21 protein-coding genes are annotated in these 26,325 nt (G+C 52.0%); 16 read left to right on the top strand and 5 right to left on the bottom strand.

All coding sequences use genetic code 11. From position 1 onward, the window contains the following. Positions 1-11: 11 nt before the first annotated feature. Positions 12-551, bottom strand: coding sequence for a hypothetical protein (locus BLV85_RS05975; RefSeq protein ID WP_143032295.1), 540 nt, complete (start codon positions 549-551; stop codon positions 12-14). Between the two features lie 17 nt (positions 552-568). Further along, positions 569-2,044 (bottom strand): HAMP domain-containing sensor histidine kinase, encoded by a 1,476-nt coding sequence (locus BLV85_RS05970; RefSeq protein ID WP_090413260.1) that lies wholly within the window; start codon positions 2,042-2,044, stop codon positions 569-571. Positions 2,045-2,506: 462 nt separating this feature from the next. Between BLV85_RS05970 and BLV85_RS05960 the strand changes: the two genes are divergently transcribed. From BLV85_RS05960 to mfd, 7 genes are all read left to right on the top strand, one after another. Further along, entirely contained in the window at positions 2,507-3,109 is a 603-nt protein-coding gene (locus BLV85_RS05960) for an aminodeoxychorismate/anthranilate synthase component II (protein WP_090413256.1), read from the top strand. Beyond that, positions 3,106-4,131, top strand: coding sequence for an anthranilate phosphoribosyltransferase (trpD, locus tag BLV85_RS05955; RefSeq protein ID WP_090413254.1), 1,026 nt, complete (start codon positions 3,106-3,108; stop codon positions 4,129-4,131). Before BLV85_RS05960 ends, trpD begins: the two co-directional genes overlap by 4 nt. 5 nt (positions 4,132-4,136) lie before the next feature. Then, complete coding sequence (locus BLV85_RS05950; RefSeq protein ID WP_090413252.1) at positions 4,137-5,051, top strand: indole-3-glycerol phosphate synthase TrpC; 915 nt, start codon at positions 4,137-4,139, stop codon at positions 5,049-5,051. 231 nt (positions 5,052-5,282) lie between these two features. After that, a complete protein-coding gene (locus BLV85_RS05945; RefSeq protein WP_090413301.1) occupies positions 5,283-5,879 on the top strand; it encodes a cytochrome P460 family protein in 597 nt (198 codons plus the stop codon). A gap of 154 nt (positions 5,880-6,033) precedes the next feature. Next, on the top strand, positions 6,034-7,794 hold the full coding sequence (gene recJ, locus BLV85_RS05940; protein WP_090413250.1) for a single-stranded-DNA-specific exonuclease RecJ: 1,761 nt from the start codon (positions 6,034-6,036) through the stop codon (positions 7,792-7,794). After that, complete coding sequence (locus BLV85_RS05935; protein WP_090413247.1) at positions 7,791-9,071, top strand: MgtC/SapB family protein; 1,281 nt, start codon at positions 7,791-7,793, stop codon at positions 9,069-9,071. Before recJ ends, BLV85_RS05935 begins: the two co-directional genes overlap by 4 nt. A gap of 28 nt (positions 9,072-9,099) precedes the next feature. Next, positions 9,100-12,558, top strand: coding sequence for a transcription-repair coupling factor (mfd, locus tag BLV85_RS05930; RefSeq protein WP_090413246.1), 3,459 nt, complete (start codon positions 9,100-9,102; stop codon positions 12,556-12,558). 17 nt (positions 12,559-12,575) lie between these two features. Here mfd and BLV85_RS05925 read toward each other — a convergent pair whose 3' ends face one another. Continuing rightward, positions 12,576-12,938 carry an exosortase system-associated protein, TIGR04073 family gene (locus BLV85_RS05925; RefSeq protein ID WP_090413244.1) on the bottom strand — a complete coding sequence of 121 codons (363 nt, stop codon included), beginning with the start codon at positions 12,936-12,938 and terminating at the stop codon, positions 12,576-12,578. A gap of 69 nt (positions 12,939-13,007) precedes the next feature. Continuing rightward, positions 13,008-13,331: a ferredoxin FdxA gene (fdxA, locus tag BLV85_RS05920; RefSeq protein ID WP_090413242.1), complete on the bottom strand. Its 324-nt coding sequence runs from the start codon at positions 13,329-13,331 to the stop codon at positions 13,008-13,010. Positions 13,332-13,498: 167 nt separating this feature from the next. Here fdxA and xth point away from each other — a divergent pair, with 167 nt between their 5' ends. Then, a complete protein-coding gene (xth, locus tag BLV85_RS05915; RefSeq protein WP_090413241.1) occupies positions 13,499-14,299 on the top strand; it encodes an exodeoxyribonuclease III in 801 nt (266 codons plus the stop codon). A 192-nt stretch (positions 14,300-14,491) separates the two neighbouring features. Further along, positions 14,492-15,601, top strand: coding sequence for an alanine dehydrogenase (gene ald, locus BLV85_RS05910; protein WP_090413239.1), 1,110 nt, complete (start codon positions 14,492-14,494; stop codon positions 15,599-15,601). Between the two features lie 79 nt (positions 15,602-15,680). Here ald and BLV85_RS05905 read toward each other — a convergent pair whose 3' ends face one another. Then, positions 15,681-16,196 (bottom strand): CreA family protein, encoded by a 516-nt coding sequence (locus BLV85_RS05905; RefSeq protein ID WP_143032294.1) that lies wholly within the window; start codon positions 16,194-16,196, stop codon positions 15,681-15,683. 392 nt (positions 16,197-16,588) lie between these two features. On the opposite strand from BLV85_RS05905, the gene BLV85_RS05900 reads away from it, so the two are divergent. Genes BLV85_RS05900 through BLV85_RS05870 form a run of 7 tightly spaced genes read left to right on the top strand, consistent with a single transcriptional unit; the run spans position 16,589 to position 26,002 of the window. After that, positions 16,589-17,377 carry an aldolase gene (locus BLV85_RS05900; protein WP_090413237.1) on the top strand — a complete coding sequence of 263 codons (789 nt, stop codon included), beginning with the start codon at positions 16,589-16,591 and terminating at the stop codon, positions 17,375-17,377. Continuing rightward, entirely contained in the window at positions 17,374-21,069 is a 3,696-nt protein-coding gene (locus BLV85_RS05895) for an ATP-binding protein (RefSeq protein WP_245725106.1), read from the top strand. Before BLV85_RS05900 ends, BLV85_RS05895 begins: the two co-directional genes overlap by 4 nt. Beyond that, on the top strand, positions 21,066-22,259 hold the full coding sequence (sucC, locus tag BLV85_RS05890) for an ADP-forming succinate--CoA ligase subunit beta (protein ID WP_090413235.1): 1,194 nt from the start codon (positions 21,066-21,068) through the stop codon (positions 22,257-22,259). The genes BLV85_RS05895 and sucC overlap by 4 nt, the downstream gene beginning before the upstream one ends. A gap of 3 nt (positions 22,260-22,262) precedes the next feature. Next, entirely contained in the window at positions 22,263-23,138 is an 876-nt protein-coding gene (sucD, locus tag BLV85_RS05885) for a succinate--CoA ligase subunit alpha (protein ID WP_090413233.1), read from the top strand. A gap of 28 nt (positions 23,139-23,166) precedes the next feature. Continuing rightward, positions 23,167-23,499 (top strand): hypothetical protein, encoded by a 333-nt coding sequence (locus tag BLV85_RS05880; RefSeq protein WP_090413231.1) that lies wholly within the window; start codon positions 23,167-23,169, stop codon positions 23,497-23,499. 19 nt (positions 23,500-23,518) lie between these two features. Then, complete coding sequence (dacB, locus tag BLV85_RS05875; RefSeq protein ID WP_090413230.1) at positions 23,519-24,967, top strand: D-alanyl-D-alanine carboxypeptidase/D-alanyl-D-alanine endopeptidase; 1,449 nt, start codon at positions 23,519-23,521, stop codon at positions 24,965-24,967. Between the two features lie 27 nt (positions 24,968-24,994). Further along, a complete protein-coding gene (locus tag BLV85_RS05870) occupies positions 24,995-26,002 on the top strand; it encodes a ribonuclease T2 family protein (protein WP_090413228.1) in 1,008 nt (335 codons plus the stop codon). Positions 26,003-26,325 lie beyond the last annotated feature (323 nt).

The following is a 26,325-nucleotide window of genomic DNA, read 5'->3' as shown; positions in this document are numbered from 1 at the left end:
GCGTTCGGTGATCAGAGAGCGTTTCTACGCATGAGATTTTTTTCAAGATCCTTGATTACATTGATTTTATCTTGCAAGGCTTTGACTTGTATTTCGGCTGCGCGCAGTTTTGCCGCCAATTGCTGTTGCTGATCGGTTGCAGATTGCTGTTCTTGAAGTAGCGCCAACAATATATTGGTAAAAGCAGCCAGATTGGATGACGGCTCGGTCATTTCAGGCAGATTTTCTAGCATGTCGAGTGCGGACTGAGTATTTCTAAATTGCGTGTTGGGTAGCAGCAGCAGCATCAAGAATTTGTATTGCTCTTGAATCTCGGCGCTGTTTTTGTAATGGCTGTTTGCATAGTTATACTCCCAGGCGAGTTCCAGCGCAGATTTTTGCTGTAACAAATGGTAGTACTGCATCAATTCATTTAGATCGTCTTGCGACACCTGCTGATTTGCCAGAGTCTCTGATTCGGTCAATGTCTTGGGCTGCATGTGCACGCAGCCTGTGAGTAGGATAAAAAAAGTCAATCCCAACAGCAATAATAACAAGTAATTTGTTTTCATGATCGATGTGCAACATCTTATGCCGGCAAGGTTAATCGGAAGCGTGCGCCTTGCTTGGTGTTCCGAACAAATGCAATGTTCCCGCCATGCGCCAGTGCATATTCCTTTGCAATGGCCAGACCCAGTCCTGTGCCCTTGATATGTGTGCTGGGCGTGTTGCGTCCCTGGTAAAAAGGTTCAAATATTTGCTTCTGATCCATGCTGTCAACGCCTGGGCCGGAATCCTCGACCTCTATTTGAATGGCGTCATCGCGTTGCACGGCAGTAATTTCAATGTGACCGCCAACTGGAGAAAACTTGACGGCATTGGAGAGGAGGTTATCCAGGATGATATCCAATTTCTGTTTGTCGCATTCCAAAATTATCTCCGGGCAGGTTAAATGAATCGTTATGTTCTTGTTGAGAATTGAGAGATTTTGCACTTTTATGACAGAGTTTATCATTTCGCCTAAATTAACACGTTGCTTGACGAGCGTGATCATGTCTGCCTGCAGTGCGCTAAAACTGAGTAAATCTTCGATACGTTTCTGCAGTTGCATGCTGCTGGTATGTAGAATGCCGGCAATCAGTTGTTGTTTCGCGTTCAGATTGCCAGGAATGCCTTCAACCAGTAAATCGGTCCCCTCACGGATAGCGGTCAGGGGTGTTTTGAGCTCATGTGAGACATGCCGTAGAAACTGCATTTTTTGTTCTTCCAGTTTGAGAAGCCGCAATCGCAACCAGTCAAGGCGTGCGCCCAGATATTGCAAGTTTTGCGGTCCATTGACATGAATGGGGCGCGTGAGTTTGCCTTGTCCCATATGGAGGATGGCTTCATCGATCTGACGGATCGGGCGGGCAATGAATACCGAGAAGGTCAGCGCCAGGAAGACGACCAGCGGAATTAGAATAAGTAATTCCCATTCGACCAGGGTGCGGGTCTGGGTCGCGATTTCGCTCATTTTTCCGACATTTTGCCCAATAAGCCGGAGGCTGTCGGAAGAAAATTCTTGAGCAAGAACCAGCAATGAAGCGAAGCGATCGAGAAGGTATTGCAAGTCCTTGGGGTGTTCGTTCAGGACCAATATTTCTCGAAAAATACTGGTTTCCAGTAATCTTAATTTTTCCAGTAAAAGCTGTTGTTCCAGATGGGCGGAAATATCGAGTAAGTGCTTGGTGATTTTTTCAAACTTGTTGTGGGCCAAAAAATAGCCTTCCAATAAACTGGCATCGTCCAGGACCAGCGCATGTTGTACACTGCGTTCCATAGCCCTGATCTCGTCTATGATAATGCCACTGCCATTGGTTATTTGGGTGGCTTGGTAGACATTCTCACGGCTTTGCTCAGCCAGTTGATCAATACGGATAGCACTGTATATGAGCGCACTGATCAGCGGCAATCCCACAATCGAAAATCCCAGGAGGATTAAGGTCAGGAATGATTTGGGTTTATGCCGAGAGCCAGTCGGCCGGTGATTGGGTCCGGATGTGGCCGCGTTTGCTGGGACTTTCATATCGGATTCAACCTTTTAGACGACTCTTGAGTGATGGATTTCGGACAGCTCGAGGATCGACCCTACTGGGAACCTCATTGAGTTATTATAATCCTGCAAACTAGCATACTTGGCCTATGTTTGATGTCAAACTTTCTGGAAATTCATGGTGATAGAATATGCCATCAGAGTTACGGGTTTGTTGGTCCGAGTAAGGTGGCAGTTGATGCCGATTGCTGCTGGGATTGGCGATCTGCTATCCGCTTGCAGTCAGAGGTTTACCTTTCGCGTGTTCTGGGCGAGAATAGCGGCCATAATGTCGGGTGGTGGGTCGATTGCGTTTTGATGCGTTCTGTGCCATGCATGATAAAAACGCGTTGCTGCATATGATCCAGATATTGAGACCTCAAGACGGCAGGTAATGATGACCGACCGGGCAAGATGCTTCCTTAATTGATAAAATAGCTAACGATTTTACTCATCATGTTACTGATGATTGATAATTACGACTCCTTTACCTATAACCTGGTTCAGTATTTTGGTGAATTGGGTGAAGAAGTCATTGTGGCGCGTAATGACGAGATTACCCTGGATGAGATTCAGTACCTGAATCCGGCGCGCATCGTCATTTCACCCGGCCCATGTACGCCCAATGAAGCAGGGATCTCCTTGCAATTGATTAGCCGGTTCGGTGGCAAGATCCCATTGCTGGGCGTATGCCTGGGCCACCAGAGCATCGGACAGGCCTTCGGTGGGCGGATCGTGCCTGCCAAGCAGATCATGCATGGCAAGACTTCGCTGGTTTTTCATGATAACAAGGGTGTTTTCCGCGGACTGGATAATCCGTTTGTGGCCACGCGTTATCATTCGCTCGTGATCGAGCGATCGAGTATGCCCGACTGTCTGGCTATTACCGCCTGGACCGAAGATGGCGAGATCATGGGGGTGCGCCACCAATCCCTGCAAATTGAAGGGGTGCAATTTCATCCTGAATCGATACTGAGCGAGCATGGGCATCAATTGCTCGGAAATTTTCTGCGTGGACGCGAAGACCAGGAAAGCCCGGCGGCTTTAATTCAAGCGTGAAACTGCAGGCAATCCTGGCTCGCATTATCGAGCATCGCGAGGTTCCGTATGAAGACATGATCGGGCTGATGCACGCGATCATGGCGGGTGAAGTGTCTCCAGTGATGACTGCTGCCCTGGTTACCGGTCTGCGGGTCAAGCGGGAGAGTATTAGTGAGATTACTGCCGCAGCCCAGGTGATGCGTAAGCTGGCTACGCGAATTGAGGCGACAGATACTGAATATCTCGTCGATACTTGTGGTACGGGTGGAGACGGCTGCAGTACTTTCAACATTTCGACGGCTTCCGCTTTCGTCGCCGCTGCAGCAGGCGCGCGCGTGGCGAAGCATGGGGGGCGTTCCGTTTCAAGCAAGGCCGGCAGTGCCGATGTGCTGGAGGCGATCGGTATCAATCTTGATCAAACCCCGGATCAAATTAAGCAGGCAATATCAGAGGTCGGAATCGGGTTCATGTTCGCGCCCAATTTTCATCATGCCATGAGGTATGCGGCACCCGTGCGACGTGAGCTGGGGGTGCGTACATTATTCAACATATTGGGACCATTGACCAATCCGGCAGGCGCTCAGAACCAGCTGCTGGGGGTGTTCAACGCCGACCTGACCAGCGTACTCGCGCGGGTGCTGCAGCGTCTTGGGAGTCGGCATGCGATGGTTGTGCATGGATGCGACGGACTGGACGAAATCACGCTTTCGGGACCCACTCGGATTGCTGAGCTCAAGGCGGGGACGATACACGAATATACCCTGCAACCTGAGAATTTTGGATTGCAATGCGCGCCGATTGAGTCCATTCAGGTGGCCGATACGGTCGATGCGCGCGCCATGCTTCTGTCCGTGCTGGACAACCAGGCCGGGCCGGCTCGCGATATCGTATTGCTCAATGCGGGTGCGGCTATCTACGTGGCGGGTATTGCAGGTTCCTTGGCGGCAGGTATAGAGCGGGCTGGCCATGCGCTTGCCAGTGGTGCGGCTAGGCAGAAAATGCAGGATCTGATTAATTTTTCCAACCAAGTAAACCCATAACCTGTATGTCCGATATTCTTGATCGTATCCTCGCGGTTAAAAAGCAGGAAATTGCCGCTGCCCAAATAGGAGAACCGCTGGCGGCCATGCAGAAGAAGGTGCGTGCAGCGTCATCACCACGTGATTTTGTTCAGGCGATCCGGGACAAAGTTGATCGGGGTCAAGCAGCCGTGATCGCCGAAATCAAGCGGGCGAGCCCCAGCAAAGGATTGCTGCGCGGCCGGGCGACGTCATCGGCCAATTTGTCTGGTACCGCGGGTTCGCAGCCTGAAGATTCGATACCATACGATTTCAATCCAGCAGAAATTGCGGCGGGCTATGCTGACAATGGGGCTGCCTGTCTATCGGTATTGACCGATGAGCAGTTTTTTATGGGTAGCCCACTATTTTTGCAGGCGGCGCGTGCGGCCTGCAGCTTGCCCGTGCTGCGTAAGGATTTCATGTTGGATGAATACCAGGTGTATGAGGCGCGCGCGATGGGGGCGGATTGTATTCTACTGATCGTCGCAGCATTTTTATCGCCGGTTTTCCGGGAGGATCCTGCAATTCATCGCGGCGAGAGTGCGCTGGACCGCATGCACACGCTGGAGTCAATTGCCCATGCTCTGGGTATGGCGGTGCTGGTCGAGGTGCATGATGCGGACGAGCTCGAGCTTGCCTTGCAGCTATCGACCCCACTGATTGGAATCAATAACCGAAATTTACGCACCTTCGAGACCAGGCTGGAGACCACCCTGTCACTGATTGACCGTATCCCTGCCGAACGGATTATCGTTACCGAGAGTGGTATCCGTACATCAGCCGATGTGCAAATGATGCAATCCCATCAGATCCATACTTTTCTGATCGGGGAGACATTTATGCGTGCGCCGGATCCGGGCCTGGAACTGGGCCGTTTATTTGCAATCCATGCCACCTGATTTCTGCTAAGGGCTCGTTAATGAATAACTTGGGCGTATGCTCAAGTTATTCATTAACGAGCCCTAATTCCCCAATTGTCTGGTCTGTGTGATGTCGTTGACGTCAAGTATGGGCGCGCAATATACTCCAGGGCCTGAATGAGGCTGGGCATACTTCTCCAGCCCAAGGTTGATGGCTTTGCCAACTGTATTCAAATTTCAAATCAATTAACCAACAAAGGAAAAAATTTTATGAGCTTTAAGAAGCGCTTGGTAAAAAGTTTAACGGGTCTGGTATTCTCTGCCGTTGTGAGCGGCCATGCACTGGCGGCAGGACCGGCGCAATTCAATGATAAAGGGGAATTGCTGCTTCCGCAGGACTATCGCGAATGGGTGATGGTGGGTACACAAGTCACGCCCAATGAGTTAAACGATGGCAATGCACCTTTCACGGAAATCAGGACAGTCTACGTCGATCCGGAGAGCTATGCGCACTGGAAAAAAACAGGGGAGTTCCGTGACGGTACCATGACGGTCAAGGAGCTGATCAGTGTTGGAGACCGCAAGGGGCCAGGTAGCGGCAATGGCTACTTCATGGGCGACTATATCGGCCTGGAAGCATCGGTCAAGGACGCGAAACGTTTTGCAAGCGAACCTGGCAACTGGGCGTTTTATATTTTCTATGTGCCGGGCAGCCCACTGGTATCAGCTGCCAAAAATTTGCCGACCGCTGAGTGTGCTGCTTGCCATGAGGCCAATGCCAAAACCGATCTGGTTTTCACCCAATTCTATCCGGTACTGCGTGCCGCCAAGGAAACAGGTGCATCTGGTGTGATCGCCCCGAAATAAAGATGTGATTCAAGAGGCGGGTGTGCTTGCCTGGACTGACCCGATAGTACACGGCCAAGACACCCGTTTTCCCTTTCTTGCTGCCATCCCGGTTGTCTTCCCGTCCCTGATACGCAGGCTAATTTGCCCATTCCAATGATAAAATATTGATGATATGGTCAATATTGTCGTTCGCCAGTTTTCTCCCCATGCCTTTGAACAGCTGAGTGCGCATGGCTTGCCACCTGTGCTGGCACGCATCTTTGCGGCCCGCGGAATCGGCGATCCTGTTCAGCTGGATACAGCGTTTGTCCGCATGGCACCATTTGAACAGCTTAAGAATATCAGCCTGATCGCTAGGCTGCTCGCGGATGCCATTGCTGCTCGCAAACGCATGCTCATTGTTGCGGATTACGATTCGGATGGTGCGACGGCTTGTGCCGTCGCACTGCGCGCATTGCGCCAATTCGGCGCGGTGGTCGATTATCTGGTTCCCAATCGTTTTGAATATGGTTACGGTCTGACTCCGGAAATCGTGCGCTTGGCTGCAAACCGGGACCATCCACCTGACATACTGATCACGGTGGATAACGGAATTGCCAGTGTCGAAGGCGTTGAGGCGGCCAGGCAATTGGGGATGCAGGTATACATCACCGATCATCACTTGCCCGGCGACCGGCTGCCAGATGCGGCGGTCATCGTCAATCCCAATCAGCCTGGATGTGATTTTCCTGACAAGCATATTGCGGGTGTCGGCGTGATATTTTACGTCATGCTCGCGTTGCGGGCAGAAATGCGTGCGCGGGGTGTGTTTGGTGCTGCCGGCAAGGAGCCGAATCTGGCCAATTTGCTTGATCTCGTTGCGCTTGGCACGGTGGCCGATGTGGTTCGGCTGGATGGCACCAATCGTATTTTGGTGCAACAAGGATTGCAGCGCATTCGTAACGGCCGTTGTTGTGCCGGCCTGCGCGCGTTGTTAAAAGTGGCTGGGCGTGATTTGGCGCGGATAACTACCTATGAATTGGGCTTTATTCTCGCGCCGAGGTTGAATGCAGCGGGCCGCCTTGACGACATGTCGCTGGGTATCGAGTGTCTCATGGCGGAGGATGCTGCTCAGGCCATGCGGCTTGCGACAGAATTGGACGAATTGAATCGCCAGCGGCGGGAGATCGAGGCGGGCATGCGCGAGGAGGCCTTGGACAAGCTGATGGCCATGGCTGATGGGCATGGCCCGGCCGCTACAACGATGGATGATACTGCCAGATCCGACTACAGTCTGTGTCTGTATGATTCGGATTGGCATCAGGGGGTGATCGGTTTGATCGCTTCACGGATCAAGGAAAAATTACATCGGCCAGTGCTTGTGTTCGCCCCGGGCAATGCCGGTGAAATCAAGGGTTCGGGAAGGTCAATTCCTGGGTTCCACTTGCGGGATGCGTTGGATCTGGTGGCCAAGCGCCATCCCGGTTTGATCGTGAAATTTGGTGGCCATGCCATGGCAGCCGGGTTGACTATACATGAGCAGAATTTTGAGTGGTTTCGTACCGCCTTCGAGCATGTCGCGCAGACGCTGCTGACGCCGGCAGACTTGATTCGAGTGATTGAAACCGATGGTGAGCTGGCGGAGGATGAGATGTCGCTGGAGTTGGCGCAGCGTCTGGCCAGCTATGTATGGGGCCAGGGTTTTCCCGAGCCAAGCTTCAATGGTTGCTTCCATGTCGAGAGCCAGCGTATTGTCGGAGAACGGCATTTAAAACTGACACTGAGCACACCCGGTGGGAAACATGTGCATGATGCCATCTTTTTCTTTCATACCGAATCATTGCCTGCCGAGATCGACGTCGTCTATCGTTTGCAGGCAAATGAATACAACGGCAACATCCGGATGCAATTATTGCTGGAACATTGGTTTGAAACTGATCGTTCTGCTGTATGAATGAGATAGCGCTACCCGAGGGCGAGTTGACCTATTTGGCTGAATTTGCAACCAGTCTGGCGATTGGACTGCTTATCGGTCTGGAGCGCGAGCGCAGTCCGGCCGCCAAGGCAGGATTGCGAACATTTGCACTGGTTGCGATGTTTGGTACCCTGGCCGCGATGCTGTCGCACAAGACATCCTCGCCTTGGCCGCTGGTCAGCGGTTTGCTATTGGTCGGAAGCATGGTGATTGCATCCTATTGGCGCAAGCAGGACCAGCTTGAGGATCCGGGAACGACCACGGTTGCGGCAATACTCGTCTGTTATGGGCTGGGCGCATTGGTATGGTATGAGGAATCAGCACTGGCCGTTATGCTCGCCATCATTACCACCATACTGCTTTATTTCAAAGCCGAATTGCAGGGCATGACCCGGAATCTGGACCGGCGAGATTTAATATCGATTCTGCAGTTTGCCGTCCTGAGCTTCATCATCTTGCCCATTCTTCCCAATCAGAATTATGGGCCCTTCGATGCCCTAAATCCCTATCAGATTTGGTTGATGGTGGTATTGATCTCGGGTGTGAGCCTGACCGGCTATATTGCATTACGCTTTTTCAAACAGCGTTTTGGAGTGGTTTTTATGGGCGTGATGGGGGGGCTGGCTTCCAGTACCGCAACCACCATGGTGTTCACGCGTCGCAGCAGTTACAACCCGGATTTTGCCAATCTGGCTGTAATCGTGATTTTATTGGCCAATTTGACTGTGCTTGTACGGCTCGCGCTGATCAGCATGGTGATCTCTCCTGCCATTTTTATCTATCTTTTGCCTGTACTGGGTGGTGGCTTATTGCTGGGGCTGATGACAGCCGTGTTTTGGTGGCGCGAACTGAGCCAGCAACAGGCCATGCCTATGCCTGATAGCAAAAATCCTGCGGAGCTTCCGACTGCAGTGGGATTCGGTCTGCTTTATGCGGTTGTGTTATTTTTCAGTGCCTGGCTGTCAGACGTTGCAGGCAGTGGTGGGCTGTATGTCGTTGCGATTGTTTCGGGGTTAACGGACGTGGATGCCATCACGCTGAGTAGTTTGTGTTTATATGGACTGGGTAAGCTGGAAATCCTGAATGCTGTCACAGCCATCACGCTGGCTGCAATTGCCAATCTGGTTTTTAAGCTGGGGATGATATTTCTTATCGGCAATGCATCGTTGACCAGACGATGTGCGCCTGGGATGATAGCCATCATGCTCGGCCTGGGTGGCGCGCTTGCTGTGGTTTCATCATCATTACATTCGTAACATTCACATTAACTGACTTGTTTCATTCATGCTGTCTATATTAGCTTCTGCTGCTTCAGGTGCCGTGCAGCGCCATTATGGTTTTGAAGGCTCGAGCGATGCTCACGCCCTTGCAGAACTGGCGCGTTCAGGCGACGCTGGCAAGCCATTGACTGTCATTACAGCGAATGCCCTGGATGCGCAAAGATTGTTGGAAGAAATTGCTTTTTTCGCGCCCGAATTGCATGTGCATTTGTTGCCGGACTGGGAAACCTTGCCCTATGATACTTTTTCCCCTCATCAGGATCTCGTCTCCGAACGGCTGGCTACTTTTTACCAGATCTCGCACAATGCCTGTGATGTGTTGATCGTGCCCGTGACGACAGCGCTTTACAAAATGCCCCCCAGGGAATATTTGGCAGCATATTCTTTTTTCATCAAGCAAGGAAGTTTGTTGGACCTTGCTGCTTTGCGCGGTCAGATGTCGCTGGCGGGTTATACGCATGTCTCGCAAGTGTTCTCGCCAGGCGAATATAGTGTCCGTGGGGGATTGATTGATTTGTTTCCGATGGGTAGTCCGCTGCCTTATCGTATTGACTTGTTTGATAACGAAATCGAATCCATCCGCACCTTTGATGTGGATACGCAGCGCAGCATTTATCCAGTCAAGGAAATCCGGTTGCTGCCGGCGCGGGAATTTCCGCTCGACGAGGCCGGACGTAGTCGTTTTCGAGTGAATTTTCGGGACAAATTTGAGGGCGATCCCACGCGCAGTCAGCTATACCAGGAAATCAGCAAAGGCAATATCCCAGCTGGGATTGAATATTACCTGCCGCTTTTTTTTGAGCAAACAGCGACTATTTTTGATTATTTGCCGCAGCATTGCCAACTGTGTTTGCATCAGGAGATTATGCCGGTGATCGAGAATTTCTGGCAGGATACCCGGACTCGCTATCAGTTGATGCGCAATGATGTGAATCGGCCCTTGCTGCCGCCGACGGAGCTGTTTCTGACCGCAGATAAGTTTTATGGCTATCTGAAACCTTACCAGCGTTTTGAAATTCATGTCGCGTCCCAGGCCGCTGCCGAGCCTTTTGCACGAGCCTTGCCATCGATCCGGGTGGATCGGCGCGCGGCCAATCCAATCGAGCAATTGGCTGCCTTCGTTGAACTGTTTACAAGCAAAGGCGGGCGGGTGCTGCTGTTGGCTGAGAGCATGGGCCGCCGTGAATTGCTCGCCGAATACCTGCGTGAACATGGCCTGAGTTTGAAGCTGTGCGAAGATTACGCGGCTTTCCAGACGGATGACGCGCCTTGTATGCTCTGCGTGGCGCCATTGCACAATGGTTTCATTCTGGCAGCGGCCAACCAGGCGTTGATCACTGAGAATGAGCTATATGCCACCCATGTGCAAGGGCGGCGTACTCGCGAGGCGCGTCGGGTTACCTCAACCGATGCAATTCTGCGTGACTTGTCCGAAATCAAGCCCGGTGATCCGGTCGTACATGAACAGCATGGCATCGGCCGCTATCTGGGGCTCGTCAATATGGATCTGGGAGAGGGTGAGCCAGGACAGACCAGTGAGTTCTTGGCATTAGCTTACCAGGGTGGAGACAAGTTATATGTACCGGTCACGCAACTCCATTTGATAGGCCGCTATAGTGGCACTTCGCCAGAAAGTGCGCCACTGCACAAGCTCGGAAGTGGTCAGTGGGAGAAAGCCAAGCGCAAGGCCATGCAGCAGGTGCGCGATACCGCCGCTGAACTGCTCGATTTGTATGCACAGCGCGCTGCGCGGCAGGGCCATGTCTTTCGCCTGAATCAGCATGACTATGACGTTTTTGCCGATGGGTTCGGTTTTGAGGAAACCCCTGATCAGGCTGCTGCCATTCGGGCGGTCATCGAGGACATGACAGCTGGCAAGCCGATGGACCGATTGATATGCGGGGATGTCGGATTCGGCAAGACCGAGGTAGCCTTGCGGGCAGCTTTCGTTGCGGTTGCGGATGGCAAGCAAGTTGCTGTGTTGGTGCCGACGACCCTGTTGGCGGAACAGCATTATCAGAATTTCTCGGATCGCTTCGGTCTGATTGCGGATCAGTGGCCAGTAAAAATTGCGGAACTGTCACGTTTCCGCTCGGCTCGCGAACAAGCGGAGGCATTGGATAGCCTGGCTAAAGGCGCGGTAGACATCGTTATCGGTACCCATAAACTCATCCAGGGCAAAGTGAAATTCAAGAATCTGGGCCTAGTGATCATTGATGAGGAGCACCGTTTCGGTGTTCGCCAGAAGGAGCAACTCAAAAAGCTGCGGGCGGAGGTGGATGTCTTGACACTGACGGCTACGCCCATACCCCGTACGCTTGCGATGTCGCTGGAGGGTCTGCGGGATTTCTCGATTATCGCTACCGCGCCACAGCGGCGATTGGCCATCAAGACTTTTGTGCATACCTATTCCGAAGGAATTATTCGTGAAGCTTGCCTGCGCGAGCTGAAGCGCGGTGGCCAGATCTATTTTCTTTACAATGAGGTCAGCACGATTCAGCACATGTATGCCAAGCTTGCGCGCTTGTTGCCTGAAGCGCGGATCCATATCGCTCATGGGCAAATGCGGGAGAGTGAATTGGAACAAGTGATGCGCAATTTTTATCAGCAGCGTTTCAATTTATTGTTATGTACCACCATCATCGAAACGGGCATCGATATACCCAGTGCTAATACAATCATCATCCATCGCGCAGATAAATTCGGGCTGGCGCAATTGCATCAGTTGCGCGGCCGTGTGGGGCGCTCCCATCATCAGGCCTACGCCTATCTGCTGACACCCGAGAAAACGGCCTTGACTGCCCAGGCGACTAAGCGGCTGGAGGCGATCCAGGCAATGGAGGAACTTGGCTCGGGGTTTTATCTGGCCATGCACGATCTGGAAATTCGTGGTGCCGGTGCGGTATTGGGTGAATCACAAAGCGGTGAAATGCAGGAGGTGGGGTTTAATCTATACAGTTCCCTGCTGGAGGCTGCAATCAAGTCACTAAAGGCTGGCCAGGAACCGGATATGCAGCAACCGCTTGGGGTGATCACGGAAATCAAGTTGCATGTGCCTGCCCTGCTGCCGCAAGACTACTGTCATGACATTCATGAACGGTTGGTATTGTATAAGCGGCTGGCAAGTTGTGCCGATAATGTTCAATTAGATGAAATCTATCAGGAGTTGATCGATCGTTTTGGATTGTTGCCCGATCCGGCGCGTGCATTACTGGATTGTCATCGGCTGCGTATTATGGCCAAAGGATGCGGGATTATCCGCATTGATGCGGGTCCAGAAAATATCCAGTTGCAGTTCATGCCGGAACCACCGATAGAAGCTGCCAACATCATACAACTTATCCAAAGCGGCCGGGAGTATAGTCTTTCCGGACCGGATCGCCTCAGAATTCAGTTGGCAATTCCTGATGTCAGCGAGCGGGTAAAGGCAATCAAGGAACTGATGGCTTCGTTGGCACATTGAAATCAGGGGTATGCAGACTAGCCGTAGGTGGTTTCCTGGTCGAAATCCTGCCAGATATAGTGTGGGCGTACGGTCGGTTCGGTGGGAATCAGAAAGGTTACGGCATCCAGGGCGCCAAACAGTGTGCGGCCAATGGTGTGCATGAGGCCGGTGACCAATCCAACCGTCAGCCCATAAGCGACACCCTCGCGCTGCGTGGTGATGATCATGGTCTTGGGGAGCTCGACAAAGCCGGTGGCGGTATTGGCGATGCCATTGACGAGTTTTTCACTTGCCATGGCAGAATAATTCTGTGTTGTCTGCTGTTGCGCCAAAACCGTCTGTGGCAAGACAATACTCAGGAACGTGAATAAAGCTATCCATACCAGTGAATTTCTCATCGGTGTCTCCTCCCAGAACGGTTAATCGATGTTCGGCCTTAGATGCAGCGTGTACGGAACAGGATAGTCTTAACGTTCCAGTTTGTCTAACTTGTCGGTCACGTTAGCCCAGTCATCCGCGTCTGGGAGCGCATCTTTTTTCTCGATGATGGGATCCCAGGCTTTGGATAATTCTGCATTGAGTGCAATGAATTGCCGTTGATCGTCAGGCACGTCGTCTTCTGCGTAAATGGCTTCTACCGGACATTCCGCCACACATAATGTACAATCGATACACTCGTCCGGATCAATGACCAGAAAATTTGGCCCTTCACGGAAGCAATCTACTGGACACACATCGACACAATCGGTGTATTTGCATTTGATACAACTTTCGGTTACTACATAAGTCATGATGATATTCCTTGCGTGGCATTTTCCAAAAAGAACTGCCGATTTTATCAGAATCCCGCTGAATTCTGCTACAGCTTTAAAATGGCCGCTTCAGGCTTAGGGTTGGTTGGATGAAAGAGGGTGCTGTTCGATTGGGCCAGTATGAATTGCAATTTTGAGTATACCTAATGAAACTTGCCAGTTGGAATGTCAATTCACTGAAGGTCCGCTTGCCGCAAGTGGTCGAATGGCTGAATGCCAATCAACCCGATGTATTGTGTCTGCAGGAGACGAAATTACAGGATGCGTTTTTTCCGGCGGATGAAATAGCGGAAAAGACTGGCTATCAATCCATTTATGCAGGGCAAAAAACCTATAATGGCGTTGCACTGCTGAGCAAGGAAACGGGCGGAGAGGTCGGCATGGCATTACCTGGCCTGGATGATTCTCAGAAACGCTTTATTGCGGCAACTTATGGAAATATCCGGGTCATCTGCGTCTATGTTCCCAATGGAGAGCGGGTCGATTCGGACAAGTATATCTACAAACTCAACTGGTTGGCGACATTGAGCCGCTTTCTAGGGGAGGAACGCGAGCGTTATCAGAAAGTAGCGGTGCTGGGGGATTTCAATATTGCTCCCGAAGATCGCGATGTCTATGATCCCGAAGCCTGGAAGGGGAAGGTTTTGTGCAGCGATCCGGAACGAAGCAGCTTTCGGGAATTGCTGAATATCGGATTTGTCGACAGCTTTCGTTTGTTTGAACAGCCGGCGCAAACCTATACCTGGTGGGATTACCGTACGATGGCGTTTCGTCGCAACCGGGGCCTGCGTATCGACCATATTTTGCTGAGTCATGAAATGGCGACTGATTGTACGGCCTGCTGGGTGGATAAGGAACCGCGGAAACTCGAACGGCCGTCAGACCACGCGCCGATTGCGGTGGAGTTGGTGGGTGTGGGGCACGAGCCGCAGCGTGATGCATCTTGAGTCTGCTGTGAATGACAGCCGCTAGAGAGTATATCGACTGCATTCATTGGCGGAAACGATCCGGCAAGCAGTCAGCAGTGCCAAGAGCTTGTATCGGCGACTTAAGTCCCGTCTTGAGACGAAGGCTATAATCAGTCGCAATGATCGAATCCTGGAAACTGGTTTAATAACCTTAACAATACGAATACATGCATGAATATTGGGCTACCCAGAGAGATCAAGGATAACGAATATCGGGTTGGACTGACACCTGGTAGTGTGCATGCTCTGGTTGAACAGGGGCATCGGGTATGGGTGCAGTCTGGTGCCGGAATGGGGAGTTTTATCTCGGATGAAGACTATCGGTCAGCCGGTGCCGAGATCGTGCCGTGCGCCGAGGATGCTTGGGCTGCCCAGTTGGTCGTTAAGGTTAAGGAGCCAACCGAAGCGGAATATCGCTATTTGCGAAAAGATTTATTGCTTTTTACCTATTTGCATCTGGCCTCGAATGAGACTTTGACAGAAAGATTGCTGGCCAGTGGTGCGAGTGCTATTGCTTATGAGACTGTGCAGACTGCAGACGGCACATTGCCATTGTTAAGACCCATGAGTGAAGTGGCGGGGCGTATGGCAGTCCAGGTGGGCGCGATGTATTTGCTCAAGACACAAGGGGGACGCGGTGTTTTGATGAGCGGGGTGCCGGGGGTTGCGCCCGCCAATGTGGTGATACTGGGTGCGGGGACAGTCGGTACGAATGCGGCCAGGGTGGCCGCCGGGATGGGAGCAGCGGTAACGGTTCTGGATATCAGTCATGATCGGTTAAAAATGCTGGACGATCATTTTCCCGGGCGGCTGCAAACGCTGTTCAGTGATAGGCTGAATATCCAGGAGGTGGTGGGCCAGGCAGATTTGGTGATCGGGGCGGTGCTCATTCCTGGTGGCCGCTCGCCGTGGCTGATCACTCGGGAAATGCTGCCACAAATGCGCAATGGCGCAGTCATTGTCGACGTCGCCGTCGATCAAGGTGGCTGTGTCGAAACGACCCGTGCCACGACACATAGCGATCCCGTCTTCGAAATTGACGGTGTGTTGCATTATGGTGTTGCCAATATGCCTGGTGCGGTACCGCGTACGAGCACGTTCGCGCTCAATAATCAGACAGCGGCCTATGTGTTATCGCTTGCAAACGAAGGACTGGCTGCAATGCGGCATGACCGGGCATTATTGCATGGTCTTAATATCTGTCGAGGCCATGTGACGCATCCCGCCGTCGCTCAGGCATTTGAATTGGCATGCGTTTCGCCGGAGGCGCTTATCGGCTGACGCCATGAATAGACCGGACGGTGAGAGTGCAGGTCGACGATCTCTATCCGGTCCGCTTCCGGATTTGTCCAGGCTGCAACTAATGCCATGGCGTGATGGGGATCACTGAAATGCTATTTTTAGGCGATCCTTCGATGATTCTGTCGCTGTAAGCAAGGTATATCAGCACATTGCGCTTGGCATCGTAAAAGCGCACCACTTGCAGTGTTTTGAACAGCAACGAGGTGCTCTTTTTGAACACTGTGTCCCCATCTGCCTTACCATTTTTTATTTTTTCGGATAACGTGATCGGGCCCGTCTGTCGGCAGGCGATAGAGGCGTCTGATTTGTCCTCGGCTACGCCGACCGAACCACTTATCCCGCCCGTTTTGGCCCGGCCCAGATAACAGGTTGCGCCGGGTATGTCCGGATCATCAAATGCTTCGACGACGATTTTATCATTTGCGCCCAATAACTTGAACTTGGTCGATACGCTCCCAACAGTCTCTGCCCGAAGTGGTGGAGAAGATAAGCCAGTAGCCATCGCCCAAACCAGTAACCATGCGATACTGGTTGATAGCTGCTTGCAATCAGAATTTTTCTGGTGGTGATGCATAGAAGTCCTCTTGTTTTGTTGCTGAGAAAAAGACAAGACAAAAATATTGCTTCATTCTAGCATTAACCCATAAGCAGGACAGACCGGTCTACTGGAAATCCGGGTTGCTATGCCGAATACGCGTTCCATACGTTGAGCATATCGGAAGTTTCTGCGCCGGCATTCTGCATGATTCTGGGCATGTACAATAACATGTTGTTGTACAAAGAATAACTAACCATTATTATGGTTGCCAGGTCAAGTAACAGTGCTTTGCGTCAGTCTGGGCTATTCTTTGGGGGCGACGCTGGTCTTGGAGAAATGCAAGTTTCTGCTTGTTCGGGCGAAGGCACCCGGATCAGCAGAGACCCGGACTGAGCGAGTGATTTGGTTTTGATGATAGGAAATTCAGCATGAGCGGTGATACATACAGTCTCGATAAACAGCAGTTGATGCAGCGAACTTTTGATCAAATGGAGAGCGAAAGGCGGGAAACTGACTTTTCAGCTCGCCAGAAAATCGCGCTCACCTGCCGGATTCTGTTTGATAATGGGCATGATTCGGGATTGGCCGGGCAGATTACCGCCCGCGGAGATGCGCCGGGAACGTTTCTGACACAGCAGTTGGGATTGGGATTCGACGAAATCAGCGCGCATAATTTGCTGTTGGTCGATGAGGATTTGCAGGTATTGCAAGGAAGTGGCATGCCGAATCCTGCCAACCGTTTTCATGCCTGGGTGTATCGCGCGCGCCCTGATGTCAGTTGTATCATCCATACGCATGCGGTGCATACGGCAGCGCTCAGTATGCTGGAAGTGCCTCTCGAAATTTCGCATATGGATAATTGCGTGTTGTATGACGAAGTCGCTTTTCTGCCCAAATGGCCGGGCGTGCCGGTGGGCAATGAGGAGGGTGAGCTGATCGCGGGTGCGTTGGGCAGCAAGCGGGCATTGTTGCTCGCGCATCATGGGTTGCTGGTCGCGTGCACCAGTATCGAGGAATCATGCTTGTTGGCATTGGCATTCGAGCGGGCCGCCCGGATGCAGTTGCTGGCGAGTGCCGCGGGCGCCATACAACCCATCGAACCGGCATTGGGACGTGAAGCGCATGACTGGATTCTGCGTGCGCAACGCAGCGCCAGCGCATTCGCCTACTACGCGAGGCGCTCGCTGAAACACCATCCAGACTGCCTGCTGGAATGATAGCACTGACTTCGCTTACTCAGCGATTTGCCATCTGGTTCGCGCTGGTGGCGTTATTGCCAATCGCGTTGGTGGGTTACGGCCTTTTGCATATTTTTGAAGGTGAAATCCACAGGTCGGCTATTCAGAAAGTGTCATCACTTGCCGACAAGAAAGTTGAACAAATCGATTTTTATCTGCGTGAACGTGTGCTGGATGCGAATGTGATCCAGGCGGCAGATACGACGCATCAGGCAATCCTCGAATTTAGCGAAGTGTTTGCGCGCGACGGGGTGGACTCCGAGAGCTACCACGCGCTCAATGCGCGTTACTATAATCATTTCGCCCGTTTTCTGGAAGGTGCGGGCTATTATGATCTGTTTCTGATTTCACTTGACGGTTGGCTGGTTTTTACCGTCAGTCATGAATCCGATTTTGCCACCAATCTATTTGATGGGCCCTACCGCGACACAGGCCTTGCCCATGTCTTCCGTCAGACCTTGGCGACACGCGCAAGCAGTCTCTCCGATTTCGAGCATTATGCGCCCTCTCATGGTGCGATAGCGGCTTTTATTGCCGTGCCCATTCTGATCGATGACGATTTGCAAGGCGTGTTGGCTTTGCAGATCTACAGCCAGCATGTATTCGATGTGCTGACCAATAATGTCGGACTTGGAGAGAGTGGGGAAACAATCGTGACCCGGTTGGAGAGCGAGCATTCCGCGCTGGTCATGGCGCCCTTGCGGGGAGATCCCGATGCCGCCTTAGAGCGAAGCATCCCACTGGATGAACCGTTGTTTTCAGCAGCCGTTCAATATAGTCTGAGTGGCTTACCGGGCGGTGGCATAACGACCGATTACCGAGGCGAGCAAGTAGTGGCTGCATGGCGCTATTTGCCCCGAATGAACTGGGGAATGGTAGTGCAGATTGACGCGGAGGAGGCGTTTGCTTCCGTGCTGCAAATGCGCATTATGGGGCTGGTGGTGCTTGGGCTGACTTTTGTGGCTGCTATTTTGGGGGCGCTGCTATTTAATCGGCGCGTAGTGATGCCGCTCAAAAATCTGAATGAATGTGCGCAGGCGATCACCGCCGGTAATCTTCAGCAACATGTGCCTAGAGAGGGGTGGGATGAAATTGGGCAGTTGGCCAGCGCTTTCAATACGATGACAGACCGGTTGAATATTAGTTATCGGCATCTGGAAGCGCGCGTGGCCGAACGCACGGCCAGGTTGGAGCGGGTCAATGCTGAATTGGCCATCAAGGAAGAAGAAACGCGTTCTGTCGTTCAACATATGGTCGATTGCGTGGTAACGACTGATGAGCGTGGCGTGATGTTGTCAGTCAATCCGGTCATGGAGAAGCTGTTTGGCTACACCCCGGAAGAAGCAGTGGGACAGAATGTCGCGATCCTGGTGCCCGAGCCGGACCGGAGCCAACATGAGTTTTATATGCAACGCTATTGTGAAACCGGCCACGGTCAGGCGTACGTGGGCCGCCCCTATCTGCCGGGCGGGCATGGGGTTGGACTAGGGCGTGAAGTTGAGGGGGTGCATAAGAGTGGTGCGCTGATCCCAGTTTATCTTGCGGTCAGTGAGTATTTTGTGGGCAATAAGCGTCATTTCACGGGTGTGATGCGCGATATTCGCGAGCATGTCAAAATTCGTCAGGATCTGGAGCAGGCCCGGTTGGAGGCAGAGCAGGCCAATCAAGCGAAATCTGCTTTTCTTGCCGCCATGAGCCATGAAATTCGTACGCCGATGAATGGGGTGATCGGCATGATCGATGTTTTGAGCCAGACCAGTCTGAGCAGCTATCAGAAGGAAATGGCGGATCTGATTCGTGAATCGGCTTTTGCGCTGCTTGAAATCATTGAGGATATTCTCGATTTTTCCAAAATTGAAGCAGGCAAGCTGGAGATTGAGCAAGCGCCTATGTCTTTGGCAACAGTGGTGGAGCGCGCATGCGGAATGATGGAGCATTTGGCTGCCAGTAAAGGTATCGAGCTGACGCTGTTTGTCGATCCGGCATTGCCGGACAATGTGCTCGGCGATGCCTTGCGCCTCCGGCAAGTGCTGGTTAATTTGATCAATAACGCCATCAAGTTTTCAAGCGGCCTGCAGCGTCCCGGGCGGGTGGCAGTACAAGTCGTGCCAGTCGAATTGGGCGAGGATATTGCAACAGTGTCATTTCAGATTGCCGATAATGGCGTGGGGATGAATGATGCGATCATGGGGCGTTTGTTTACCCCCTTTTCTCAGGGAGATACCTCCACCACGCGCCGTTTTGGCGGAACCGGACTGGGCCTGACAATTTGCCGTCGAATAGTCGAGTTGCTGAAAGGTGAAATTTTTGTACGAAGCAAACCTGATGCAGGGTCTATCTTTACTGTTCAGATACCCTTCCGGGCTTTGCCGGGAGGGGCCGTTAATGTTGGCGGACAGGAGACCGATCTGTCGGGATTGTCGTGCCTGGTGCTGGGTCATGAAAAGGGGTTGGACCGCGATTTGGCTGCCTACCTCCGCTATGCAGGCGCCAGGGTTGAGCTGGAGTCCAACTTGTCGCAAGCCCAGGCGCGAATCAAAGCCCTGCCTGCTGGCCAGTGGTTACTGGTTATTGATGCCGGTGAGGAAGAGCCCTGTATCGATGAATTGCGGGCGGCCTTTCGCACTCGATTCAATCTTGCTTTGCAAGACGAGCCGCATTTCGTGATCATTCGGCGTGGCCGGCGTCACCGCGGCCGTAAGGAAGGCAGAAAGATCGTGACACTCGATGGTAATATCCTTTATCGCGATGCTTTTTTACAGGCTGTGGCCGCTGCTGCGGGCCGGGCGGAGCTGGAGGATGATCAGGCCGTAGCTGCAGGCAGTGTCAGGGAGGTTGCGCCCCCTTCGCGAGAGGAAGCGCTGCGGCAAGGGAAATTAATACTGGTGGCCGAAGACAATGAGATTAACCAGAAGGTCATTCGCCAGCAGCTCGCTCTGCTCGGGTATGCGCTAGATGTTGCTTCCAATGGACGTGAAGCGTTGCAGCGCTGGCAGAGTGGTGAATATGCACTGATACTCACTGATTTGCATATGCCGGAAATGGACGGCTATCAGTTGACACAATCAATCCGTGCTGGCGATACTGACAAGCACCGAATTCCGATAATCGCATTGACAGCCAATGCGCTCAAAGGCGAAGCAGAGAGATGCCGCGTGCTGGGCATGAATGATTATCTGAGCAAGCCAGTGCAACTGGAGCAGCTTAAGGCAATGCTCGGCAAGTGGTTGCCTGAATCCGCTTCTGAGCCGGGGCGGCCAGCAGGCAAGCATGATATGCGGCCACAGGTGACGGATCAGAAAATCGCTCTCGATATTGCTGTGCTCAAAAAGTTGATCGGAGATGATCCAATTTTGATCCAAAAATTTTTACTGGATTTCCGTTTGGATGCCAGAAAAATTGCTGATCAATTACAGCTGTCCATAGGTGCTGGCCGATTCGATCAAATTAAGGCCGCTGCACACAAGCTTAAGTCATCCGCACGCGCAGTCGGAGCGCTGGCATTGGGCGAGTGGTGTGCACAGATCGAGGTCGCAGCGAAAAACTGTGAAGCGGAGAAATTGGCGGTATTGTTGCCGCAATTCGAAGCAGAATTGACTGATGTCGAGGCATATATCGGGAAGTGGGAAGTATATCCTGGTGAGCAGGATCTTCAAGAGGGGCCAAGATGAAAATTCATGAGTACCAGGCAAAAAAAATTTTAAGTGACTACGGTGTGCCTATTCCGGCAGGCGTGGCTTGCTTTAGTGTAGAGGAGGCGATTGTTGCGGCCAATCAATTGGGTGGAGACAAATGGGTGGTCAAGGCGCAAATCTATGCAGGTGGGCGCGGCAAAGCAGGCGGCATAAAACTGGCAAAGTCGATCGCAGAAGTCCGCCAGCATGCCGAAGCGATGCTGCATCGTCCACTGGTTACCCTCCAAACCGGTCCAGAAGGCAGGATGGTTCGACGGCTTTATGTCGAACAGGAGGTCAGCATCAGTCATGAATATTATGTGGCGCTGGTGGTAGACCGCGCTCAGCAGTGCATCAGTCTGATTGCCAGTGAAGCGGGAGGTATGGATATCGAGCAGGTTGCAGCGAGTACGCCGAACAAAATACACAAGGTTTCGATTAATCCACTGACTGGACTTGAGGCACAGGATGCAGAGGCGATTGTGCGCCAGATCCGACTGCCCGAATCATGTTTTCCGGCGGCCATTTCCATGTTGAATGCGCTTTACCAGGCATTTGATGAGAATGATGTGTCGTTGCTTGAGATCAATCCTTTGGTTCTGACCCCTGATGATCACTTGATGGCATTGGATGCCAAACTCAATTTTGATGATAACGCGCTCCTGCGCCATCCAGAGATCGCCGCTTTGCGTGATCTGGAGGAAGAGGATCCGCTGGAAGTCGAGGCGTCCAAGCATGCGCTTTCCTATATTCCGCTGGATGGCGATATCGGCTGCCTCGTGAATGGTGCTGGACTGGCGATGGCAACCATGGACATTATCAAGCTGTATGGCGGGAGTCCCGCCAATTTTTTGGATGTGGGGGGTGGGGCGACGGCTGATAATGTAACGGCCGCATTCAAAATAATGCTGCGCAATCCCCGCCTGAAAGCCATTCTGGTGAATATCTTTGGCGGTATCATGCGCTGCGATGTCATCGCCGAGGGAATCGTGCAGGCTGCGCGAGAAGTAAGACTGGAAGTTCCATTGATCGTACGCCTGGAAGGAACCAATGTTGAGTTGGGGAGAAAGATTTTGCAGGAATCCGGTTTGTCCATCATTTCCGCCAGCAATATGGCAGATGCCGCCAGCAAGGCAGTTGAGGCTGCTGCACAGTGTCAGTCTGAATCAACCACCAAAGGGGGATGATCGATGGCTATTTTGATTAATCGCGAGACACGTGTCATTACGCAGGGCATAACCGGTAAAACAGGACAGTTCCATACCCGTCAATGCCGTGAATATGCCCATGGGAAGGATTGCTTTGTGGCGGGAGTGAATCCCAAAAAGGCAGGAGAGGGCTTTGAGGGTATCCCGGTTTTTGCAACTGTCAAGGAAGCCAGGCAGCAGACGGGCGCAACAGTTTCCGTAATTTATGTGCCACCTGCTCATGCCGCTGCCGCGATTGATGAAGCAGTCGAAGCAGAACTCGATTTGGTGATCTGTATTACAGAAGGCATTCCTGTGCGAGACATGCTGCGGACGCGTGCGCGCATGCGGGGAAATAAGACCTTGCTGATTGGTCCAAATTGTCCAGGTATCATCACACCCGGCGAGCTGAAAATCGGTATCATGCCTGGTGCTATTCATCAGCCAGGCAGAATTGGTGTGGTTTCCCGGTCTGGTACATTAACTTATGAAGCCGTGGCGCAGCTCACAGAGCTGGGTTTGGGGCAGTCGACCTGTATTGGGATCGGCGGTGATCCGATCAATGGTCTCAAGCATCTGGATGTCATGAAATTGTTTAACGATGATAGCGAGACAGATGCAGTGCTGATGGTGGGCGAGATTGGAGGCACCGACGAGGAAGCGTGCGCCAGCTGGGTCAAAGCGCACATGAAAAAACCTGTTGTTGGGTTTATTGCCGGTGTGACAGCGCCCCCGGGCAAGCGTATGGGGCATGCCGGGGCAATTATTGCCGGTGGCCAGGGTACAGCGCAGGAAAAAATTGCCGTCATGGAAGCATGCGGGATTCGTGTCACGCGCAATCCGGCCGAAATGGGCAAGCTTTTAAAATCGGTATTGTGATCTTTGTGATCGAGCTATGAGGGCTGAAATGTTGCGAGTTTTTATTGTGGCTGTGGTGATAGGTTTGGCTGGGTGCGCCACGAGCAAGTATCCGCCGGACGAATCGGCGCAACCCATTCCTGGGCAGACGCCTGCTGATGCATTGAGCAAGCCAAGGCCCGCCGGACCTTTGCCGCCCAGCACGCGGCCAACCTACAATCTTACGGGTTATCCAAAGGCAACCCAGGAAGGTTATATAGATGGGTGTGAGACCGCAAAACGCACTTCTTATGCATACAAGGATGAAAATCGCTATGTCAGCGATGGACAATATCGCATGGGCTGGGATGATGGCTTTTCCATTTGTCGTGGGACGCGATGACCGGATTTGATTGGATCAAATGATTCTTTTCACAACTTCACTCAGAGCTTGGCTGTTTGGACTGTTAATCGCTTTAATATTTCCAGCGAGTGCATCGGGTTTGCCGGAAGTTGTCAGGCAAGCGCTGACAAAAGCGCGCATTCCAGAAACAGCGGTTGGTGTTTATGTGCGCGAAGTGGATGCAAGTCAACCGCTGTTGGCGATTAATGCCGATGCCGCCATGAATCCTGCCTCAGTCATGAAGCTCGTGACAACTTATGCGGGATTGGAATTGCTCGGGCCGGCATACACATGGAGAACCGAAGTTTATGCCAGCGGGACGCTTGAGCAAGGCAAACTCACCGGCGATTTGATCATTAAGGGTTATGGTGATCCAAATTTAAATCTGGAAAATTTCTGGGTGCTCATGCGGCAAATCCGGCAAACTGGATTGAAAGCCATCACTGGCGATCTGGTTCTGGATTATAGCCATTATAGTCTTTCTCAAGAAGATCCGGGCGCTTTTGATGGGCAGCCCTACAAGACCTATAACGTGCTTCCGGAAGCGTTATTGGTGAATTACCGTACCTCGGCAGTGCATTTGTTTCCTGATCCGCAGCATGATAGGGTGCGAGTTATCGCTGATCCTGAGACGCCATTGCTGGATTTGCAGAATAACCTAAGACTTACCAAAAAAAAGTGTGGCTACTGGCGAAATGCAGTTCGTGCCGATGTGCGTCCTCACGAAGCGGGAAATGGTCACGTCTCAGTATTGCTCAATGGTGCTTACTCGGTTGATTGCGGTCAAAATACATACTATTTGAGTTTGCATGAGAGTACCGCATATATTTACGATCTGTTCAGAGATTTATGGTCGCAGCTAGGCGGAACATTCGAAGGTGGTGTGCGACGCGGTTCAGTGCCAGAGTCGTTGCTCCCACTCAAGGTTTATCATTCGCCCCCGCTTGCTGAAGTTATCCGTGGCATTAATAAATACAGTAATAATGTAGCCGCCAGGCAACTTTTTCTCTCTCTGGGTGAAACGCAGGCAAACGGAGAAAAGTTCGTTTCACTAGACTTGGCTTATGCTGCGATTCAGCAGTGGTTATTCGCCAAGCGTTTAAATTTTCCTGAGATGATTATCGAAAATGGCTCCGGGTTATCACGCAGAGCCCGCATCAGCGCGCGTCATTTGGGTGATTTGCTGCAGGTAGCCTACCATAGTCCCGTCATGCCAGAATTAATGGCTTCACTGGCAATCGTGGCTGTTGATGGCACTGCTAGGAATCGATTGAAGCGTTCAGGGGTTGCGGCAAGAGCGCATATAAAGACGGGATCATTGAGGGATGTTTCTGCTGTCGCAGGTTATGTATTGGGCAAGAATAACCGGCGTTATGTCGTTGTTTTTATGGCTAACCATGCCAATGCAGCAAATGCAAAACCTGCTATCGATCGCTTGCTGGAGTGGTTGTATCAAAGTGCTAAATAAACGCTCAGGTAAGCATAGCGAATAGAAATGCGTAGCTGTCGTCATGTAATATTCATTCTTGGTTGGCTAGGTGCGTGCCTAATAGTTACAGTTACCGACCCTGCCTGGGCGGCGCGCTTTGTCGGCGAATTCACGGCTACCCAAGCGTGTCCGGTCTATTTCTCAAAAAATAAACAGACCAATCCTGGCGATATTCGGCTTGAGCCGGGAAAAGCTTACGCTGTATTCGAAGCGAATCGAATTCAGAATCCATTATGGTACCGAATTAGAGTTCCAGCCGCCCAGCCTGCGGAGCGATGGGTTGAGGCAGCTTGCGGGATTGTCAGGGGAGATCCGCCACTTCAAAGCAGTGCCAGCAAATGCAATGTGCCCGGCAAAGTGGACAGCTTTGTCCTGGCTTTGACCTGGCAGCCTGCCTTCTGTGCGATCAATTCTCGCAAAAAAGAATGCCAGACTAGGGAGGGCGACAACAGGCCGTCAAGTGGATTTGCATTGCATGGGCTATGGCCCAACAACAGATCATGTGGAGCCAATTATGGCTTCTGTGGCCAAGTCGGTGCACCTGAAAAGGATTTTTGTGGCTACCCGGCGATTCCACTCAACCATCTAATTCGCGAGTCACTCAAGGAAGTGATGCCTAGCGTAAAAGCACAATCATGTCTCCAGCGGCATCAATGGCATAAACATGGAGTGTGCCAAACGAATTGGAGCGTAAACGAGTACTTCAGTTTGTCAATAGCGCTAACCCATTGGTTCAATCAGGCAGGCATGGCGCGCATGATGCAAAGAATGCATGGGCAGGTCGTGCGGACGGACGCATTCATGACCGAAATGGAGATAATACTGGGAAATGCGGCGCGCAGAAAAGTGGTGCTGATCTGCAAGCAAAACAAATTGCTAGAAATACGCTTGAACTTTGCGGCAGATCTGGCAGAGGAAAAAGATCCCGGTAAACTGATGGCGCGCGCGCCGGATGCTAAAGAGAATACGAGCTGTGGCAAGTCATTCAGAGTGGTGAGAGCGAGACTTCAATGAGAGCAAGCTTCAGCAGGATGCAAAAATCCGGAGCCGAAGTCAAGTTGTCGTTAAAAATCAAGGCTCCTCGGCAGAATTTGTGGGTAACCGAAAGCGCCTTTTGTAAGACCGTGGCCGGAGATAGTGGAGCACCCCGCCCAATCTCTGAGAAGATGAAGTTGCGACACAAACAACTTCACAGGAGAGAGCGGGATGCAGATCCAGACTATCCTAAACCGTCTGCAGAAATTCAAGTCATTTGTCTATGCTGGCGTTCGCTGGGGCGGCAGCAAAGAAGCTCCCCATCTGGAGATCGAGGTGGTGGAGAGGCGTAACAGCCGTGC

This window comes from Nitrosomonas halophila (assembly GCF_900107165.1).
In the GTDB taxonomy this organism is placed as follows: Bacteria; Pseudomonadota; Gammaproteobacteria; order Burkholderiales; family Nitrosomonadaceae; genus Nitrosomonas; species Nitrosomonas halophila.
This window is presented reverse-complemented; position numbering and strand designations above follow the sequence as displayed.

What these genes read in the sequence shown, in the direction of transcription:
- BLV85_RS05975 (WP_143032295.1), bottom strand. Translation starts at nt 551, where the DNA reads ATGAAAACAAATTACTTGTTATTATTGCTGTTGGGATTGACTTTTTTT.
- BLV85_RS05970 (WP_090413260.1), bottom strand. Translation starts at nt 2,044, where the DNA reads ATGAAAGTCCCAGCAAACGCGGCCACATCCGGACCCAATCACCGGCCG.
- BLV85_RS05960 (WP_090413256.1), top strand. Translation starts at nt 2,507, where the DNA reads ATGTTACTGATGATTGATAATTACGACTCCTTTACCTATAACCTGGTT.
- BLV85_RS05950 (WP_090413252.1), top strand. Translation starts at nt 4,137, where the DNA reads ATGTCCGATATTCTTGATCGTATCCTCGCGGTTAAAAAGCAGGAAATT.
- BLV85_RS05945 (WP_090413301.1), top strand. Translation starts at nt 5,283, where the DNA reads ATGAGCTTTAAGAAGCGCTTGGTAAAAAGTTTAACGGGTCTGGTATTC.
- recJ (WP_090413250.1), top strand. Translation starts at nt 6,034, where the DNA reads ATGGTCAATATTGTCGTTCGCCAGTTTTCTCCCCATGCCTTTGAACAG.
- BLV85_RS05935 (WP_090413247.1), top strand. Translation starts at nt 7,791, where the DNA reads ATGAATGAGATAGCGCTACCCGAGGGCGAGTTGACCTATTTGGCTGAA.
- mfd (WP_090413246.1), top strand. Translation starts at nt 9,100, where the DNA reads ATGCTGTCTATATTAGCTTCTGCTGCTTCAGGTGCCGTGCAGCGCCAT.
- BLV85_RS05925 (WP_090413244.1), bottom strand. Translation starts at nt 12,938, where the DNA reads ATGAGAAATTCACTGGTATGGATAGCTTTATTCACGTTCCTGAGTATT.
- fdxA (WP_090413242.1), bottom strand. Translation starts at nt 13,331, where the DNA reads ATGACTTATGTAGTAACCGAAAGTTGTATCAAATGCAAATACACCGAT.
- xth (WP_090413241.1), top strand. Translation starts at nt 13,499, where the DNA reads ATGAAACTTGCCAGTTGGAATGTCAATTCACTGAAGGTCCGCTTGCCG.
- ald (WP_090413239.1), top strand. Translation starts at nt 14,492, where the DNA reads ATGAATATTGGGCTACCCAGAGAGATCAAGGATAACGAATATCGGGTT.
- BLV85_RS05905 (WP_143032294.1), bottom strand. Translation starts at nt 16,196, where the DNA reads ATGCATCACCACCAGAAAAATTCTGATTGCAAGCAGCTATCAACCAGT.
- BLV85_RS05900 (WP_090413237.1), top strand. Translation starts at nt 16,589, where the DNA reads ATGAGCGGTGATACATACAGTCTCGATAAACAGCAGTTGATGCAGCGA.
- BLV85_RS05895 (WP_245725106.1), top strand. Translation starts at nt 17,374, where the DNA reads ATGATAGCACTGACTTCGCTTACTCAGCGATTTGCCATCTGGTTCGCG.
- sucC (WP_090413235.1), top strand. Translation starts at nt 21,066, where the DNA reads ATGAAAATTCATGAGTACCAGGCAAAAAAAATTTTAAGTGACTACGGT.
- sucD (WP_090413233.1), top strand. Translation starts at nt 22,263, where the DNA reads ATGGCTATTTTGATTAATCGCGAGACACGTGTCATTACGCAGGGCATA.
- BLV85_RS05880 (WP_090413231.1), top strand. Translation starts at nt 23,167, where the DNA reads ATGTTGCGAGTTTTTATTGTGGCTGTGGTGATAGGTTTGGCTGGGTGC.
- dacB (WP_090413230.1), top strand. Translation starts at nt 23,519, where the DNA reads ATGATTCTTTTCACAACTTCACTCAGAGCTTGGCTGTTTGGACTGTTA.
- BLV85_RS05870 (WP_090413228.1), top strand. Translation starts at nt 24,995, where the DNA reads ATGCGTAGCTGTCGTCATGTAATATTCATTCTTGGTTGGCTAGGTGCG.